This is a genomic window from Runella rosea, assembly GCF_003325355.1.
GTDB lineage: Bacteria > Bacteroidota > Bacteroidia > Cytophagales > Spirosomataceae > Runella > Runella rosea.
The window spans coordinates 544,566-562,630 of record NZ_CP030850.1; the positions used below are offsets into that span (position 1 = coordinate 544,566).

Genomic DNA, 18,065 nt, shown 5'->3' on the forward strand with positions numbered 1-18,065 from the left:
AGGAATATTTACTGCCAAATGTACATAAATGGCACAAAAAAGCCGCACGGTGTTTAATCGTGCGGCTTTTTTTATGGGATAAAAAGACTAAACTTCTTCATCGCTTGAACGCCAGAAAAGTTTATCTTCCATAAATTCTTCAATGGCGATACCCGTTGGTTTAGGTTGACGCTCGTAGAATTTAGAAATTTCGATTTGCTCGCGGTTTTCAAATACTTCTTCGAGGTTGTCAATACCTGAGGCAAACTCGGCAAGCTTGTTGTTAAGCTCTTCTTTGGTTTTGGAGGCAATTTGACGTGAACGGCGAGAAATAATCGCCACCGATTCGTACAAGTTACCGGTTTTCGCGGCCAATTTGTCGGTGTCGCGGGTTATGATTGATGGATTTGCTGCCATTGTATTTGAATAATTTAATGTTCAACTTTTAGTTTTGAGTAGAAGAAGGAGTCGAAAGTTTACCAGCGTCTGAAGGTTTTTTCTCCTTCAATGCCTTTTCAGCTTTCTCTGCTTCTAAAATTACGCCCAATTCTTTCACGGTATTTTCGTAATACCGTTCAGCCTGACGTATGTATTTGCTATTGGGATACTTGTCCAAAAATGCCAAATAATATTTTGAAACGTCCTGATAACGTTCTTTTTGCTTTTCGACAAAGCTCAGTTTCGCTAAGTTGTATTGGGCATCAACGCGTAAAAACGCCAACTCCTCGTTGTATTTAGAATCAGGAAAATCTTTTTGGTAATTATTGATGGCGACTACGGCCGAACGGTAGTTGGCAATGTTGGCTTCACTGGTTTTGTAGTAAAGTTTAGCTTTGTCGTATGCTTTACGTTCGAGTTTGTCCCGCAGTTCCAATATCAGCTGAGTACTCTCTTCGCGGAATGCGCTTTCGGGATAGGTATTGATAAAATCCTGAAGGGCACTGATGGCAGTGAGTGTATTGGTTTGGTCTAGGTTTGAGTTTGGAGAGTCTTTGTACAGCGAATATGCGTGCATGTACAAGGATTCCTGCGCGTATTCGCTCCGCTGAAACGTTTCATAGAAGTTTTTGAACAGGAATTGTGCCATGTTGTAATTTGATTGCTTGAAATTACAGTAGGCATTGTAAAACTGAGCGAGCTCGGCTTGGCGAGCATCTTTGCCATTCAACAAAGGAGTTATTTCTTCAAACAGCAGGCCAGCATGATAATAATCAGCTTTCTTATAATACTGAAGGGCCGCCTCATACTTCTGTTCAAGTGTTCCTTCCTTTTGCAGTTTAGCAAACTTGCTGCACGAACCCAGCACTACGGCGGTGAAAATCAGCAGAAAAAATCCAAATCGGGTGTTACGCATATCGGGCGCAAAAATACAAAAATTGCTTCATATCTCATAACGAAATAGAAGCGTAAAAAGTATTCAGTACGTTTTAAGTGATTGATTTTCGCAAATTAGTGTCTAATCAGCAATTTTTTGGTTGCTACTTTTTTGCCTTCCAATAGTAACTGATAGAAATAAACTCCAGTGGGAATTTCGCGGGTCGAAATGCGGAGTTGACGTTCGTTTCTGTCCAAATCATATTCAGCTACGTTGGCTCCCAAAATGTTATACAATGAGATTTTGGCGTTGCCGACATTACCTGAAATCTGATAATCAATCTCGGCGTAATCATTTGCGGGATTAGGGTACGCATTCAATACGCGTAGTTTTTCGCTCACAAAAAATAAATCTTCAGATTTGGCAACTTCTTCCAAATTCGGACGGGTATCGGAGGCTGTTACCAATTCACCATTGGTACGGTTTTTATTGGCGGTATTTGCACTCGTGGAGGTGCCTGGACTAAGTAAAATAGAACGGTAGTATGCGTTAATGGCCGAGCTTGGACGCAAGTTGATGCTGCGATCTAGTGACCGAGGTATCTTACTAAGGGTAGGTGAAGTAACAGATGTTGTTTTCTTTCCGACGTTCAGGCGGCTTTTGCTTCGGGTTACTTCTGACTGCGCCGAAGCATCAGTCAGGGCAAAAACACTGAAGATGGTAAGAAAGATGTATTTTAGTATAGTTCTTTTCATAGCTGTGGATGGATTGAAAAATCATATTTCTTGTCTATTTCCTGCAAAAATATAGGCTATTTTTTGTAATATCAAAAATTGTGCCTTAAAAGAGTCTTAAAATTTATTAATCGGGATACAATATAAACGAAAAAAAAGCGTAAAAGGTTTTTGTTAGACTAAAGTTTCTTTTTATTGGACTTTACCCTTGTTTTCAAAACTTCTTTCGTCACCGTTTTGACTGCTTTTGATTCTTTCACTTCTGGTGGTTTGACAATTTTAGTTTCGATTGGTTTAAAGCCAGCTTTGGTTAAAATTTCAAGTTTTGTCGGTTTCTCTTTAATTCGCCAATTGAATCCTTCAAGTTGTTTGTCATCCCCTTTAATACTCTGCGGAGGAATAAAACGACCATCGGGTTGGCCCACAAATTGAATTCGATGTACTTGGTTACGACGGAAATTGAGCGTCATTTTGGCACATTCCACACGATTCATTCCCATGGCTTTTTTTTCTTCGTTGGCTGCAAAATAGATACTCTCGCCGTTGCCTTCCACGAATACGCGTTGCAATCGGGTGCTGTCGTCAAAATAAGCCGTAATCCGCCGCCCCTTTACTTGATTAAAATTGAGAAGAGTATCCTGAGAAATAACAAATGATTTTGCTTTCAGGTACATGGTTCTCAACTTTTGTTCGACCATCTGTGCCACGATTGAATCCGCTTCCAACTGATACTTGGACGACCAGATAATGGGCTTCTTTAGAAATGTAATGTTGGAGTCCAACGAGTTGTAAATCAATGAATCACACCGACTTTGAAGGTCTTTTTTGTACAACAATACGTTTTTGTAGCCGATTAGTTTTCGGGGTTTTTGTGCATTGGATGTATCTGCTTTTTGGCTTGCTATCGCGTCTTTGGCGGGCTTTGAAAGCTCTCGCCCCGATGCGGGCAAAGGTAGTATGCTAAGCAATGAATCGGCATTTGCTTTTGTTTTGCCCGCGACACGTTTTGCTAAATTGGCCTGATTGGATGGGGTTATTCCTTTTAAAAAAACGGTGCTTTTCCTTCCTTTGAGCGAAAAACCAATGTTGGGTTTACTCTTAGCCAAAGAATCAGCGTCAACTTTATTTTTGTCAAGTTGCTTACTGGATAAATTTGGCTTGGAGATTGTAGTTGTATCTGGTTGTATATCAATAGAATAAAGGGTGTCAGCTGTCATGAAAAGGGTGTCTTTTGAAATGACAGACCGCGTCAAAGCGTGTCCCCAAACCTTTGAGATGCCCAATTTGCCGTTATAGATTCCGAAATCACCGTTGAGAATCGTGTCATCGTTTTTAGACACAATTTCTACTTTTCCCTTGGCAAACCCTTTTTTATTCAGGTTGTCAAACGAGAGTGAGTCGCCCGTAAGGGTATAGTCTGGATTGTCAATGGTGGTGCGTGTTCTGAACAGCGACTCACCAGTATCGGTGTTGTAAGAGCCGTTCTTGGCAATGACTGTCCCTTCCTTGCTTACTACTTTGGTAGGGCTTTTAAAATCGGCGATTTTGGTTAGCGAGTTATAAATGAGGGTGTCGGTGGTCAGTGTATACTTTTTATTGACCAGTTTGACGTTGGTATAATAAGTGGAAACTTTGGTACGGGTGTCATAGTAACCAATGTTGCTGGTCAGGGTATTTTCGGCATCAATGATTTTGCCTTTGTTGGGGTAAAAAGCAATACCCGTTGCCATGTCGTATTCAATCTTGGTTGACGTAAGGGTTCTTTTGCGGTCTTTGAGATTGACTACTTTGCCCATCACCTTTGCCAAACGGCTATTTCCGTAGTAAAACAGGGTATCCCCCGTTACGGTAATGGTATCTCCCTGCACAATGCGAACATTCCCGTAGGCTTCAATGGCATTGGAGGCCACGTTGTGAATGGCCAAATTGCAATACATCAGCGCACCTTTGTGACGAAAAACGACTTTATTGACTACCCTACGCACTTCACTTCCATCCGTCATTTTCATGACGGTCATGCTGTCGGCACCCAGCAGAAAAACCTTTTCTTCTCCTTGCATGGAGGAAGTAGGGCCTGCGGTAGGGCGTTGGGCATAGGTGAATACGGAACTAAAGACGGTCATAAGAATGATAAGTCGTTTAATCCCATATACGCAGAATATGGCTTTGGGGTTGCAATGGATATGGCTAATTTTTGAAAAAATCATAAAATCAATGAAAAGTGTCGTTCACACAGGCGACGGGGCGCACGCTGTCATTTTTTTTAATTTTTGTGTAGTATTAACGCACAAAATTAGCTAAAAACCGACGTTAGTGTGATTCTTAACATACATTAACGGTTTTTTTAAATGAAAGGATGCAATTAGATGAGTTGAGGGATTCTCTAACGGGTATTTGTGGCGATGGTGCAAATGGCAGGAAAAGGGTTGAGTTGTCTTTAAAATAGGGGAAATTTAAAATTAAGTAATTTTCTGATTACCCATATTTCGAGGTGGCTTATCAGCTACATTATGAGTAGTTTTTCCCTTTTTTGTGATTTGATAGGTTATGAAAATACTTCCCAATCTTCTACTGGTAGGATTGCTTGTGTTAGGGCTAAAAACGCAGGCGCAATACGACATTGTCAAGACCGAAAATGGGGCTATATCAGGCCTAAAAAGTGGCGATATTCATATTTATAAAGGGATTCCATTTGCCGCCCCACCCGTTGGCAACTGGCGCTGGAAAGCCCCTCAGCCAGCCAAAAACTGGCAAGGCGTTCGCAAATGTGAATCTTTTTCGGCCAGTCCAATTCAGTCCAAACCTGCACCTTTTTACTGCTGGACCGAAGAGTTTATTGCCCCACCGGAGCCGTTGAGCGAAGATTGCCTGTACCTCAATGTCTGGACGGGTGCTAAGTTGGCCTACGAAAATCGTCCCGTTTTTGTGTGGATTTATGGTGGAGGTTTTTCGTCGGGTTCGGCCGCTTGCGCCATTTACGATGGTGAAGAAATGGCCAAAAAAGGCGTTGTTTTTGTCAGCATCAATTATCGGGTTGGGGCGTTGGGTTTCATGGCGCATCCTGAGTTGAGTAAAGAACAAAACAACGCGTCGGGAAATTATGGTTTGTTGGACCAAGTTGCGGCCCTTAAATGGGTTCAAAACAACATTGCCGCTTTTGGCGGTGACCCCAACAACGTTACCATCGCAGGGCAGTCGGCGGGGTCGATGAGTGTTAATTGTTTGGTCGCTTCGCCTCTGGCCAAACGCCTTTTCCACCGTGCCATTGCCCAAAGCGGCGGGATGCTTTCCAACCGAATTCCGACTTCGCTGGCTGATGCCGAGAAAATGGGAGAAGCGTTTCAGAAGAAAGCCAATGCGGCCAACTTGGCGGAATTACGCAAAAAAACACCCGAAGAAATTTTGGCGGCGACGCAGGGCGGCATTCGTTTTGGCGTTACACTAGATGGCCACGTATTGCCAACTGATATTTTCAATCATTTTAAAGAAGGCAAACACAACGACGTGCCGCTGATGGCAGGCTGGGTTACGGGCGACGGCAGTATCACAGGCGGACAGGCGCTTTCGGCCGAAAAATTCAAACAACAATTGCGGGAAAAATACGGTGAAAAGGCCGACGAATTTTTGAAACTGTTTCCCGCCGCTACCGACGATGAGGCCAAAGCTACCCAGTTGAAATTGGGCTTGCTTTCGTTTGCGGCCCGTTCAGCGCATTTGTGGGCGGGTTTCAATAAAAGCAGGGCCTATCTTTATCAGTTTACGCACGTGCCGCCCGATAAGCCCAACTTCCCCAATTACGGTGCTTTTCACACCTCAGAAGTACCCTATGCGTTGCATACTTTGCACCGCTGGAATCGGCCTTGGCAGGAAGTTGACCGTCAATTGGAAAACAACATGGCCGATTATTGGGTGAATTTTGCCAAAACAGGCAACCCCAACGCCAAGGGCCTTCCCGAGTGGAAAGGCCACGATAAAAAGTCGGGCGTAGTGCTAGAATTGGGTGATAACGTGCAGGAACGCCCCGCGTTGTTTAAGGCCGAATTTGAGCTGTTGGATAGCGTGCAAATAAAGTAAGCAAAACAGAAGAAACCCTTAAAAATGAACGGAAAATCCTCTGCTTCCCGCCGCAAATTTATTAAAACTTCAGCAAGTATGGCGGCTTCTTTTGCGGTACTGCCCGATGCAATGAATGTATCGTTAGGGAATCATGTTCTTACCACCAACATAGAGACAATGGCAACTCAAAAAAGCCTGATTGGCACTTACGGCGAATGGGCCGCTTCATTGGTAAAAAATATCCCTGCGTTATCGTTCCGACACGCTAAATGGAACAACGTAAAAACGTGGCAAAAAGAAGCCCTTGCCAAAACCAATGAGTTGATTTTTAAACCCGATTTGGGCAAAACTCCCACGGTTAAGGTCGAGAAAAAATACGCGTATGATGGGTTGGATATTGAAGAGCTGTCGTGGCAATTGCCCTACGGCCGCCCGACCAAAGCCTACCTTTTGAAGCCCCAAGGAGCAACAAAACCCCTCCCTGCAATTCTGGCGCTTCACGACCACGGCGGCAATAAATACTTTGGTAAACGTAAAATTGTGCGCCTTTCCGACGAAATGCACCCGTTGTTGGTTGAGCATCAGGAGCACTATTATGGAGGTAAGGCTTGGGCCAATGAGCTTGCCAAGCGTGGTTATGTGGTGTTGGTTCACGATACTTTTGCGTTTGAAAGTCGTCGGGTATTGTACGATGAAGTCGCTGGGTATTCGTGGGGGCCACTCAAAACGGAAGGCAAATCGGACGCTGACCCCGAAAAAACCGAAAATATCCAAGCCTACAATGCCTGGGCGGGTGAGCATGAGCACGTTATGTCGAAATCATTGTTTTGCGGCGGTACCACGTGGCCGGGCGTAGTTTTGGCCGAAGACCAAATCGCCTTGGATATTTTAAGTATGCGTCCCGAAGTAGACAAGAACCGCATCGGTTGCGCAGGACTGTCGGGTGGTGGATTGCGGACGGCGTACTTGGGTGGGTTGGATGCGCGCATCAAATGCGCGGTTTGCGTGGGTTTTATGTCGACCTGGGATGATTTTATTTTGTACAAATCGTACACGCACACGTGGATGCTGTACGTGCCGTTGTTGCCCAATTATTTAGACTTCCCCGAGATTTTAGGGATACGGGCGCCGTTGCCAACGATGGTGCAAAACAACAACGACGATGACTTATTTACGTTGCCCGAAATGAAAAAAGCCGACACCCAACTCCGTGAAATCTTTGCCAAAGCGGGAGCCATTGAAAAATACCAAGGGAAGTTTTATGATGGTGAACATAAGTTTGACCAACCGATGCAAAAAGACGCGTTTGAGTGGTTTGATAGATGGCTATCCTAAAAAAACGTAGACTTGCCAATAACCTTCTACTTCCCTAAAACCTATCATGAAAATTGTCTTTTCTTTCTTCTGCGCGTTCATCGTTCACTTCGCGTCTTTGGCGCAAACTCTGGCGTTGTTACCCCAAAACCCGCATTATTTTACGTACAAGGGCAAACCAACGGTCATTGTGGGTTCGGGTGAACACTACGGCGCCGTGATGAACCTTGATTTTAACTACGATACTTACCTCAAAACCCAGCAAGCCGACGGACTCAACACAACCCGGTTGTTTACAGGGGCGTACTACGAAAAGCCGGGGGCGTTTGGCATTCAAAAAAACACCATGGCACCCGCCGACGACCGTTTGCTATTGCCGTGGAAAAAAGTAAATGATAAATACGACCTTAATGTGTGGGACGAAGCGTTTTTTGCGCGTTTGCATGACTTCATGAAAAAAGCCGAGCAGAGCGGGGTGATTGTAGAAATATGCCTTTTTTCGTCGTATTACGGGGCGGGTTGGGCGTATCATCCTTTCAATGGCCGAAATAACGTTAATCAAACGCCTAACGACCTCGCGCCCAATAAAGTCAATACGCTCGACAATGGTACAATCCTGAAATATCAGGAAGCTTATACCCGCAAATTGGTGCAGGAATTGAATCAATACGACCATTTTTACTTCGAAATCCAGAACGAACCTTGGGCCGAAGGCAAAGATACGGTGCTGGTTTGGAACGATTACATGGGTGCAGATGATTTAAAACAACCTGGAAATAACTGGAAAAATACGCTCGAAGTTGCTTCTGCTAAATCGCGCGAGTGGCACAAAAACGTTTCGGGATGGATTGTAAACCAAGAGAAAAATCTTGCAAAAAAACACCTGATTTCGCACAATGTCGCCAATTTTAAATTGCCCGTTTTTGTCTCAGACCCCAACATCTCCGTCTATACATTTCATTATGCACACCCCGAGGCAGCGGCCCTGAATTATCGCCTCAACAAAGTTATAGGTTTTAATGAAACGGGCTTTGCGGGAAAAAGTGACGATACGTATCGCCGACAGGCTTGGCGATTTATGATGAGCGGGGGAGGACTGTTTGGTCATTTAGACTACTCGTTTTCGGTAGGTTCGGAAGATGGAAAAGATTTGACCAACAACGCCCCCGGCGGCGGAAGCCCAACGCTGAGAAGGCAGTTCAGAATGCTGAAAAATCAACTGGAACGGATGGATTTGGCCACGCTCAAGCCCGATGCTTCATTTTTGGGGCACGCCGAAGGTGCGTTTGTGTATGCGATGAAAGACCGTCAGCAATATTTGGTTTATGCTGAGCCGCTTTTGGCGCAACCTTGTCGGATAAATCTACAACTACCCAAAGGAAACTATTCAACTACATGGACGGATGTTGTAACGGGGAAAATCCTTAAAACCGAAAATGTAAACGTTATTGCACCTTCTATGATGCTTCAAAGCCCTGCGGGTGTAAATGATAAAACGTTGGTTTTGAAAAAGTTGTAATAAATTTGTCGGAGCGGGAGTTTTGATAAATCCTAAGTTTATGCGTCTTCCGTTGAATCACCTTCTACCTGCGTCACCAATACCTTGTCAATTCGGGCACCGTCCATGTCAAAAATTTCGAATTTAAAACCATGCCAGAGTATAATCTCTCCCGTTTTGGGTACGTGCCCAAAATGTTCGAGCAAGAGACCTCCAATGGTGTTAAAAGGCATATTTTCGTTGTATAAATCTAACTGGTCAAAATAGCTTAGAAAATCATAGAAGGGCATCTGGGCATCGGTGATATAGGTGCCATCTTCCCGTTGGACGATGCTGGTTTCGTCATCATAATTGGTGTCGCTAACGTCGCCTACGAGGGCGTCCATTAGGTCATTGAGTGTTACGATTCCTTGTAAAGCCCCGTATTCATCAATGACCATACTGTAATGCTGACGGTTTTCTTGAAGGCGTTCGAGCGCAATGTAGGCCGAACTGCTATCTGGTAGGTATTGGGGTTCTTTAATCAACTCCTCCAAATCAAGAGGGCGGTTTTCCATGACCTGCTGGAAAATATCTTTCATCAACACGACCCCGACCACCTCGTCGACGGTGTTTCTACAAACGGGATAAACGGAGTGGATTTCGCCCTTTATTTTTTCGCGTATTTCGTCGGGGCTATCGGTTAAATCCAGCCAAACCAACTGCATCCGGTGCGTCATGAGGGAGCCTACTTTGCGGTCGCCCAAATGAAACACGCGCTCCATAATTTCTTGCTCGATTTCTTGCACTTCGCCGCCGTCGGTTCCCTCCTGAATAAACGCTTTGATTTCTTCTTCCGTCACCCGGCTGTCGGCGGAGGGTTTTATACGCAAAATTTTGAGTAAAAGATCAGACGTATGGGTCAAAAGCCACACGAATGGCGCCGTAACTTTTGAAAGAATTTGCATCGGCAATGCCACTGCTTTGGCGATGCCTTCAGGATTGGTTAGACCGATGCGTTTGGGGACCAGTTCACCAATGACCAAAGAAATAAACGTAATCATCACCAACACGCCCCCCACCGACAGCGGGCGACTGTAAGGTTTCAAAACCTCAAATTGGTTTAAATAGTCTTGCCAATCGTTGGTCAGGTTTTCACCTCCAAAAATACCCAATAAAATTCCGATGAGGGTGATGCCGATTTGAACAGTAGAAAGAAATTGATTGGGCGAATTGATAAGTTCTAAGGCTAGTTTGGCTGACTTGCTGCCTCTTTTGGCCGAATTTTCAAGTTTTACTTTGCGAGAAGAGACTACCGCGATTTCGGACATGGAGAAGATGCCGTTGATAATCGTAAGCAGAAATATGATAAATAATTCCATGTAAGAGTTAAAAATTGAGAAAGATATTGCGATGAAGCCTCCGTGATTGGTAAATCATTCTTTAAAGATGAGATTTGCCGCGTTTTTAAAGGAGCCACAAAGGGGTATTTAATAGAAAAAACATGCCTGTTTCAAAGCATGAAGCGTCATTCTAAAAAATCACATGTTCATGGGGCGTTAGGTGGGGTGGATTGAGTTTTCAAATAAAACGATAATCGGGCATATCACTAATGGAATCAAAGATAATTAGTGACAAAAGATACCCTGTGTGTTTTGTGACAAGTTTTTCAACCAAGGTTGGTTTTATACAAATATGGTTCAAATTGGCTAAAAATCATACATAAACCAAAAAAATGGTGGAAAGAAAGCATAAAATTAGTTTAAGAACGAGATACTTTCAGTTGACCAATGGCTCAAAGATTAGCGTCAAAATAGAGTAAGTAAGACACATATTGAACTTGTGAAAAAAGAAGATAACGGTAGTTTGGTGCCATCCGAATGGCCTATTGTGAATTTGAAGTACTCTAAACCCCTGACTATTTTTCTATGAAGTTTCTGTTTCAAAAGTATCCCTTTTTTGCCTTTTCAACCTTCTCATTGTCGAGCGTATTTCTGGTAAATTTTGCGGTTTGTTTTTCTATTTGGTTGCTACTATGTTCACCGATAGGACTACCCGCCAGCTATGCACAAAGTCCTTCAGTTACTCCCCATCTCAAACTTTGGTATACTCAACCAGCCCAAATTTGGGAAGAAGCCCTGCCTTTGGGCAACGGCAAAACGGGAGCGATGGTGTTTGGGCGGGTCAATCAAGAGCGCTTTCAGCTAAACGACAATACGCTATGGTCGGGCTACCCCATTGAAGGCAATAATCCCAACGGCCCGACAGTTTTACCGCAGGTGCGCAAAGCCATTTCTGAAGGTGAGTACGATAAAGCCGACGCACTTTGGAAGAAAATGCAGGGGCCGTACTGTGCTCGTTATTTGCCAATGGGCGATTTATACCTGGATTTTGGGTTCCGTGATTCTTCCGCGACCAATTATCACCGGGAGTTGGATTTAAATACGGCCGTTTCTGCCGTGAAATACACCGTTGACGGAGTGACTTACACCCGCGAAACCTTTATCAGTCACCCCGCATCGGTAATGGTAGTACGGATTAGTGCCAACAAAAAGAACCGCATCAACGTCGATGCAAAATTGAGTAGTAAGTTGAAATTCAATGTTTTAAATATTGCCTTAAATCAACTTGTTTTAAAAGGCAAAGCCCCCAAGCACGTAGCTCACCGCGCCTCTGAGCCGCAACAGATTCTGTACGATGAGGACCCAAAGGGAGAAGGAACGAACTTTGAAATTCATTTGGCGGCCCAATCCGAAGGGGGAAAAGTGGCAAACCAAAATGGCAAATTGACCATTTATGGAGCTAATACGGTAACGTTTTATGTGGTCGGTGCAACAAGTTTTAACGGATTTGATAAATCTCCGGGATTGGCTGGAAAAGACCCTTCGGTGGAGGCGAACGCGATTCTACGAAAGGCGTTATCATCTACTTATGCCCAACTCAAAGCCGCGCACATCGCTGATTATCAAAAGCTGTTTAATCGGGTGGCGCTGGATTTGGGAGAAGATGCGGAAGCCCTTAAATTACCCACCGACGAGCGACTGATTCGTCAGCAAAACGGCCCTTCCGATACGCAACTACAAACGCTCTATTATCAGTTTGGTCGGTACTTATTGATTTCAAGTTCGCGCAATGGCGCTTCGGGAGCAGCGGGGGTTCCTGCCAATTTGCAGGGGATTTGGAACGACCACATTCAGCCGCCTTGGGGTAGTAATTATACCACCAATATCAACGTAGAAATGAATTATTGGCTTGCCGAAAATGCCAACTTGCCTGAATGTCATTTGCCATTACTGCATTTTATCGGTAATCTGGCCGTCAACGGAGCCAAAACGGCCAAGGTAAATTATGGAATTAATGAAGGCTGGATTACGCACCATGGTACCGATATTTGGGCCAAAACTTCTGCGGGTGGTGGCTATGAGTGGGATTCGCGCAGCCGGGGTAGTTGGTCGAGTTGGTTGATGGCGGGAGCGTGGTTGAGCACCCACCTGTGGGAACATTATCAATTTACGGGCGATAAAACCTTTCTGCGAGCGCAAGGTTATCCACTCATGAAAAGTGCCGCGCAGTTTATGCTACATTGGTTGGTGGAAGATGGCCAAGGGCACTTGATTACCAACCCGTCCACTTCGCCCGAAAACACCATCAAAATCAACGGTAAAGAATACCAGATTACGATGGCTTCCACCATGGACATGGCCATCATTCGGGAGCTTTTTAATGATTGCATTCAGGCGGCTAAAATTCTCGAAACCGATGCGCCTTTCATGGCCCAACTGGAGAAAACCAAAGCGCGTTTGTATCCCTATCAAATAGGTCAATTCGGACAATTACAAGAGTGGTATAAAGATTGGGATGATCCTAACGACAAACATCGCCATATTTCGCACTTATTCGGGCTCCACCCGGGTCATCAAATCAATCCCCGTAAGACCCCCGAACTGGCGGCAGCGGCCAAAAAGACGCTGATTCAGCGGGGTGATGTTAGTACGGGTTGGTCGATGGCCTGGAAAATCAACTGGTGGGCGCGCCTCGAAGATGGCAACCACGCCTACAAAATACTGCGGGACGGACTTTCGTACGTAGGCCCAAAAAGCGCTTCGCGAAACGGCACAAGCCTGTCGACGCAGTCGGGAGGCGGAACTTATCCCAACTTATTTGATGCTCACCCGCCGTTTCAGATTGACGGAAATTTTGGGGGTACTGCTGGTATTACCGAAATGTTGCTGCAAAGCCACACGGGCGAAATCAGCCTGCTGCCGGCCTTGCCTGATGCATGGCCTAAAGGCACCGTAAAGGGCATCAAGGCGCGGGGGAATTTTGACATAAGCATTGCATGGGAACAGGGGAAACTGACCCAAGCGAGTGTGTTGTCCAACCTCGGCGGTGTGTGTAGGCTACGTACAAAGGTGCCCGTTAAAGTGGTTGAAATACCTTCATTACCCAACCAGTCTGTGGTCTTCAACCCACTCAATCCCGAAGTCGAAACTTTGCCATTTAGCAAAAAAACTGAGGCGGTGTTTGTAGATGTACCGTTGGAGGGAAGTTATCTCATTGAATTTCAGACCGAAAAAGGAAAACGTTATACCATTGTTCCCCAAAAATGAAAAAATCTAATTGTACAATAATGCTCATGCTGGGTTTGCTATTGGCAAATTTTGGCACTTTTGCCCAATTAATGCAATGGAAAGAAATTGCTTCGGGCGTCTGGAAAGTATCCGTAGGCAAGCCTGAAGCGTATAATCTGCTGACGGCTGCGGGGGTTCAGCCCAATACCAATGCCTTGAAAAACATGGGTACGACGCGATTTCCGTTGGACCAAAACGAGATTTCGGTGCAGATTCGAGATGGTAAAACCTATTTACGATTCCCTTTGGAACGCGGTGAACAGCTCTTTGGCTTCGGCCTCAACTTTCAGACCGTACATCAACGGGGGAAAATCCTGCAACTTCACATGGACCATTACGGCAACAAAGACAACGGACGTACCCACGCGCCCGTTCCTTTTTATGTTTCTTCCAAGGGTTACGGGGTGTTTGTGAATTCAGCGCGCTACATCAATGTATATGCGGGCACTGCCGTCCGAACCAACAGCAAAAATCCGCCGTTGTTGCTGGACCGCAACACCGATAAAAATTGGCAGGCGCAACCTTACTCCGATGCCGTTGAAATACTCGTACCAGCGGGCGGGGTGGAGCTGTACGTTTTCGGCGGTCCATCGACCATGGAAGCGGTGCGTCGATTTAATTTGTTCAACGGCGGGGGCTGTCTGCCGCCACGTTGGGGACTGGGCTTTACGCAGCGCGTCAATCGTTTGTATTCCGACAAAGATGTGCAAAAAGAAGCCGCTGAATTTGAAGAAAAGGGCTATCCACTGGATTTTATCGGACTCGAACCCGGATGGCAGAGCAAATCCTATCCCTGCACGTTTGAGTGGGACAAAACGCGTTTTCCGCAGCCTGCTGCTTTTGTGAAAGACATGCTCAACAAGGGCGTTCGTATCAATCTTTGGACTAACCCGTACGTGTCTCCTGAGGCCTCAATCTACCCTAAAATTGCTCCTTTTACAGGCTCTCATTCGGTATGGGTGGGGGCGGTGCCCGATTTAACGATTCCCAAAGCGCAAGCCATTTACTGGGGTCAATTTGACAAAGACCACGTTAGTATCGGTGTTAGTGGGTATAAAATCGACGAAGTGGATGGCTTTGATTCGTGGTTGTGGCCCGATGTGGCTACGTTTCCGTCGGGCGTCAGCGCCGAGCAGATGCGTCAAACCTACGGGGTGTTGGTCATGAAACAAAGCACCGATATGTTTCGTAAACACAACCGACGCACCTACGGGTTGGTACGTGCGTCCAACGCAGGTGGGGTGTCGTTGCCTTACGTGATTTACAACGACAATTACAGCCACGAAGATTTCATTACGGGCTTGATTAACAGCGGTTTTTCGGGAACCCTGTGGACACCCGAAGTACGGGCTTCCAAGACGGGTGAAGAATGGTTGAGACGGTTTCAGTCGGTGTGTTTTTCGCCGATGGCCATGATAAACGCATGGGCCAGCAGCACCAAACCTTGGACCTTTCCCGAAGTAGCAGCACAAATCAAAGAAATTTCGCAACTGCGGATGCGGATGATGCCGTACTGGTACACCGAATTTGCCAAGTATCATTTTGAAGGTACGCCGCCGTTTCGGGCCGTTAATCTTGAACCTGATTTTAAGACGGAGTTAAAAAAGGAGCTTCTGAATGCTAATTTGGAAGAAAATCCCTACGCCGTGGCCGTCAACAAAGAAATCAAAGACCAGTACATGGCGGGGGAATACCTGTTGGTGGCGCCGATGTTTACGGGCCAAACCTCCCGTAAGGTGGTGTTGCCCAAAGGGAAATGGTACGATTTTTACACGGGTCAATTGGTGGGAGAGGGCGAGGTGATTACCGTCACGCCGGGGTTGGATAAAATTCCCGTTTTTGTCAAAGACGGGGGCATTATCCCGATGATGCCAGTGATGTTGCACGCCCCTCAACCCAACCAAAAAGTAGACCTTGAAATACGTCATTACGGTCAAAAAAACGCCCAATATAAGCTCTACGACGACGATGGTGAAACCTTTGATTATGAAAAAGGCCAGTTCAGTTGGCGAACTCTCACCGCCGAGCGCCAAACTAACGGCGAATGGAAGGGTACTATCTCCAACCCCGAAAACGGCAAACCCAACACCGTTGGGAACGTGACTTGGAAATTTATGACGCCTTAGAAGGAAGTATTTTTCTGATTAATTTTATTGAAGAAGTAAGAATTAATAGAGGTATAAAAGCCACCGTTGGTGTTATTTCACCAACGGCGTTGCTTCAGCTTTTCCCATTTCATACCTCTTATTTCATACCTCCTACTTCTAAACTTCTACTTCTTCAAATACGCATTAAACCACTTAATATAGCGTTCAAAACGGTCTTTTTGGAAGCTTGGGTTGGTGATACCGTGGAATTGGCCTGGGTAAATAATCAATTCCGTGGGTGTGCCAAGTGAGCGTAAGGCCTGATACATCTGCTCGCTCCCTACCGAGGGAACGTTAAAGTCACTTTCGCCCACCATAAATTGGGTAGGTGTTTTGATGCGATCGGCTTTGAGGAAAGGGTATGACAGGGCCACGTATTTATCAAAATTCTTCCAAGGAGAGCCTAGTTCGTTTTCGTACTGCAAAATGTACTGATCTACGCCGTACAGCGACGAAATCATTGCCACGCCTGCCCCGCTGGAGGCCGCTTTAAAACGCGTATCGGAAGCGATGGTGTAATTGGTCAAAATACCGCCGTAGCTCCAGCCACCTATGCCCAATTTCTCGGGGTCGGCAATGCCGTTTTGGACCAAGTAATCCGTTGCGCCCAAAATATCCAATACTTCTTTGTTGCCCCAATCGGCCGAAATAATTTTGCTATACTCCAAGCCGCGACCATTGGAACCGCGATAATTGACCGCCACAACGGCATAGCCCGCCGCTGACAGCATTTGGCGACTCAAATCAAAACTAAATTCATCCTGCGCTACGGGGCCACCGTGAATAAACAGAATCGTGGGCAACTTGACGTCTTTTACCGCGTTGGCGGGGCGGTACAAAAGGTTGGAAACACTAGCTCCATCTTTGCTTTTTGAAGTAAACCCTTCGACGGTGGCCAGTGCCAGCGGCGCAAGAAAAGCCTCCTGGTGGGTGGTAAGGCGGCGAAGGTTGCCGCTTTCCAAAGCGTATAGTTCACTAGGCGTTTGTGGGTCGCTTATGACCGTGAGTATGGAGCCTGAGGGGTGCCGTTCGAGGGTCGAAACGCTTCGGTTACCTGTCAATGTTTTGGTCATTTTTCCGTCGGCTGCGGTAAATTGTGCAACGTAACGGGTGCGGTCATCCGTAACCAATGCGTGGAGAGATGCCCCGTCTTTGGTCCAAAGTGGCGAGCCTACTGGGCGGTCGAGTGTTTTGCTCAACAGTTTGGGTTCGCCGCCATCCTTTGATACCACACACAAAATCGTTTGATCATACATAAAGTAGTTATCAGAAGACGTAGAGCGCACGTAAGCGATTTGTTTTCCGTCGGGGCTCCATTCGGGGCCTGAATCGCGGCCCGTCCAAGTGGTGACCTGCTTCATGACGGCGTTGGGTTTGGCATCTATGATCCAAATATCGGTATTGGCATTGCGGTCGGGGTCGGCGGTGCGGTTGCTCACAAAGGCAATCTGCGTACCATCTGGCGACCATTTGGGCGACGATTCGTTGTAGATACCTTTGGTCAGGGTATCAATTTTCTTTGAAACGAGGTCATATAGGTACAAATGCGTGGTTTTTTTTGTCAGGTAGCCTTCTACGTCCTGTTTGAATTTAAAACGGTCAATAACGATGGGCTTAGCGGTTTTTGATTTTGAAGTGTCTGGGTCGTTGCTAATCACTAAGGCGATTTTTTTACCATCGGGCGACCACGCATAGTCCGACAAACTTCCTTTTTTCAAATCGGTCAATTGTCTTGCTTCTCCACCGCGAACATCCATCAGCCAAATCTGACTGCCCGTTAGGCCATTACGGGAAGAGGTAAACGACAAATATTTGCCGTCAGGGCTCCAGCGCGGTTGTGATTCTCCATCGGGGCTATAGGTGAGTTGAATCGACTCTTTACCATCCCATGAGTTCATCCAAATGTCAGCGTTGCGTTTATTTTTGACCGAATCTACCGACGACAGGGTGTAAGCTACCCACTTCCCGTCGGGCGAGATTTGAGGGTCGCTTAGCGTTTGCAATCGATATACATCTGAGGGTTTTAAGGGGCGTTTGGTGGTGGTTTGGGCGTAAGTGCCCAAACCACATAGTACTATAAATACAATAGAAAAGTAGGTGTTTTTCATTTGTTATGGATTGATTTATTGAGAGTGTATTGTGTTTATTAAGCGTTTTTATTCATCAATTGTTTTAAACAAACCTCATCAGGCATATAAATAAGTTAGTTAAATTATTGTTAGACAATTCAGACAATAGTTAAATGACCGAGATACTACAATCCTCCGAAATAGATGTCGAAAATCCCCTATATCAATATTTTATAAAGCTGACCTTTCTCATTCGTCACCCTGCTCAAAATCATTGAATGTAGGTGGGCTTTTAGCCTATTTACACATTCAGTCTAAATATGCTATTAGGAAACACATCTGG

At 45.6% G+C, this 18,065-nt stretch carries 11 protein-coding genes; 5 read left to right on the forward strand and 6 right to left on the reverse strand.

Going from position 1 to position 18,065, the window contains the following annotated elements; translation table 11 throughout:
- Nucleotides 1-87: 87 nt before the first annotated feature.
- The 4 genes from DR864_RS02465 to DR864_RS02480 all read right to left on the reverse strand — a co-directional run bounded on the left by DR864_RS02465 (nt 88) and on the right by DR864_RS02480 (nt 4,151).
- Nucleotides 88-396 (reverse strand): DNA-directed RNA polymerase subunit omega, encoded by a 309-nt coding sequence (locus DR864_RS02465; protein ID WP_114065458.1) that lies wholly within the window; start codon nt 394-396, stop codon nt 88-90.
- Nucleotides 397-424: 28 nt separating this feature from the next.
- On the reverse strand, nt 425-1,333 hold the full coding sequence (locus DR864_RS02470) for an outer membrane protein assembly factor BamD (protein WP_114065459.1): 909 nt from the start codon (nt 1,331-1,333) through the stop codon (nt 425-427).
- 95 nt (nt 1,334-1,428) lie between these two features.
- Entirely contained in the window at nt 1,429-2,049 is a 621-nt protein-coding gene (locus DR864_RS02475) for a T9SS type A sorting domain-containing protein (protein WP_114065460.1), read from the reverse strand.
- 158 nt (nt 2,050-2,207) lie between these two features.
- On the reverse strand, nt 2,208-4,151 hold the full coding sequence (locus DR864_RS02480; protein ID WP_162793522.1) for an OstA-like protein: 1,944 nt from the start codon (nt 4,149-4,151) through the stop codon (nt 2,208-2,210).
- A gap of 424 nt (nt 4,152-4,575) precedes the next feature.
- Between DR864_RS02480 and DR864_RS02485 the strand changes: the two genes are divergently transcribed.
- The 3 genes from DR864_RS02485 (at nt 4,576) to DR864_RS02495 (ending at nt 8,917) form a co-directional block, all read left to right on the forward strand.
- Nucleotides 4,576-6,102: a carboxylesterase/lipase family protein gene (locus DR864_RS02485; protein ID WP_114065462.1), complete on the forward strand. Its 1,527-nt coding sequence runs from the start codon at nt 4,576-4,578 to the stop codon at nt 6,100-6,102.
- Between the two features lie 78 nt (nt 6,103-6,180).
- Nucleotides 6,181-7,419, forward strand: coding sequence for a dienelactone hydrolase family protein (locus DR864_RS02490; RefSeq protein ID WP_114070122.1), 1,239 nt, complete (start codon nt 6,181-6,183; stop codon nt 7,417-7,419).
- Nucleotides 7,420-7,465: 46 nt separating this feature from the next.
- Nucleotides 7,466-8,917: a hypothetical protein gene (locus DR864_RS02495; RefSeq protein ID WP_114065463.1), complete on the forward strand. Its 1,452-nt coding sequence runs from the start codon at nt 7,466-7,468 to the stop codon at nt 8,915-8,917.
- 38 nt (nt 8,918-8,955) lie between these two features.
- On the opposite strand, the gene DR864_RS02500 is transcribed toward DR864_RS02495, so the two are convergent.
- Nucleotides 8,956-10,257, reverse strand: a complete 1,302-nt coding sequence (locus DR864_RS02500; RefSeq protein ID WP_114065464.1) for a hemolysin family protein — start codon at nt 10,255-10,257, stop codon at nt 8,956-8,958.
- A gap of 546 nt (nt 10,258-10,803) precedes the next feature.
- Here DR864_RS02500 and DR864_RS02505 point away from each other — a divergent pair.
- Both DR864_RS02505 and DR864_RS02510 read left to right on the forward strand, forming a co-directional pair.
- Nucleotides 10,804-13,485, forward strand: a complete 2,682-nt coding sequence (locus tag DR864_RS02505; RefSeq protein ID WP_114065465.1) for a glycoside hydrolase family 95 protein — start codon at nt 10,804-10,806, stop codon at nt 13,483-13,485.
- Complete coding sequence (locus DR864_RS02510; protein WP_114065466.1) at nt 13,482-15,632, forward strand: glycoside hydrolase family 31 protein; 2,151 nt, start codon at nt 13,482-13,484, stop codon at nt 15,630-15,632. Before DR864_RS02505 ends, DR864_RS02510 begins: the two co-directional genes overlap by 4 nt.
- Before the next feature lie 146 nt (nt 15,633-15,778).
- On the opposite strand, the gene DR864_RS02515 is transcribed toward DR864_RS02510, so the two are convergent.
- Nucleotides 15,779-17,761 carry a S9 family peptidase gene (locus tag DR864_RS02515; RefSeq protein WP_114065467.1) on the reverse strand — a complete coding sequence of 661 codons (1,983 nt, stop codon included), beginning with the start codon at nt 17,759-17,761 and terminating at the stop codon, nt 15,779-15,781.
- Nucleotides 17,762-18,065 lie beyond the last annotated feature (304 nt).

Bases quoted from the DNA above. Each gene is read 5' to 3' on its own strand.
- DR864_RS02505 (WP_114065465.1), top strand. From the start codon at position 10,804: ATGAAGTTTCTGTTTCAAAAGTATCCCTTTTTTGCCTTTTCAACCTTC.
- DR864_RS02470 (WP_114065459.1), bottom strand. From the start codon at position 1,333: ATGCGTAACACCCGATTTGGATTTTTTCTGCTGATTTTCACCGCCGTA.
- DR864_RS02480 (WP_162793522.1), bottom strand. From the start codon at position 4,151: ATGACCGTCTTTAGTTCCGTATTCACCTATGCCCAACGCCCTACCGCA.
- DR864_RS02490 (WP_114070122.1), top strand. From the start codon at position 6,181: ATGGCGGCTTCTTTTGCGGTACTGCCCGATGCAATGAATGTATCGTTA.
- DR864_RS02465 (WP_114065458.1), bottom strand. From the start codon at position 396: ATGGCAGCAAATCCATCAATCATAACCCGCGACACCGACAAATTGGCC.
- DR864_RS02495 (WP_114065463.1), top strand. From the start codon at position 7,466: ATGAAAATTGTCTTTTCTTTCTTCTGCGCGTTCATCGTTCACTTCGCG.
- DR864_RS02510 (WP_114065466.1), top strand. From the start codon at position 13,482: ATGAAAAAATCTAATTGTACAATAATGCTCATGCTGGGTTTGCTATTG.
- DR864_RS02485 (WP_114065462.1), top strand. From the start codon at position 4,576: ATGAAAATACTTCCCAATCTTCTACTGGTAGGATTGCTTGTGTTAGGG.
- DR864_RS02515 (WP_114065467.1), bottom strand. From the start codon at position 17,761: ATGAAAAACACCTACTTTTCTATTGTATTTATAGTACTATGTGGTTTG.
- DR864_RS02500 (WP_114065464.1), bottom strand. From the start codon at position 10,257: ATGGAATTATTTATCATATTTCTGCTTACGATTATCAACGGCATCTTC.
- DR864_RS02475 (WP_114065460.1), bottom strand. From the start codon at position 2,049: ATGAAAAGAACTATACTAAAATACATCTTTCTTACCATCTTCAGTGTT.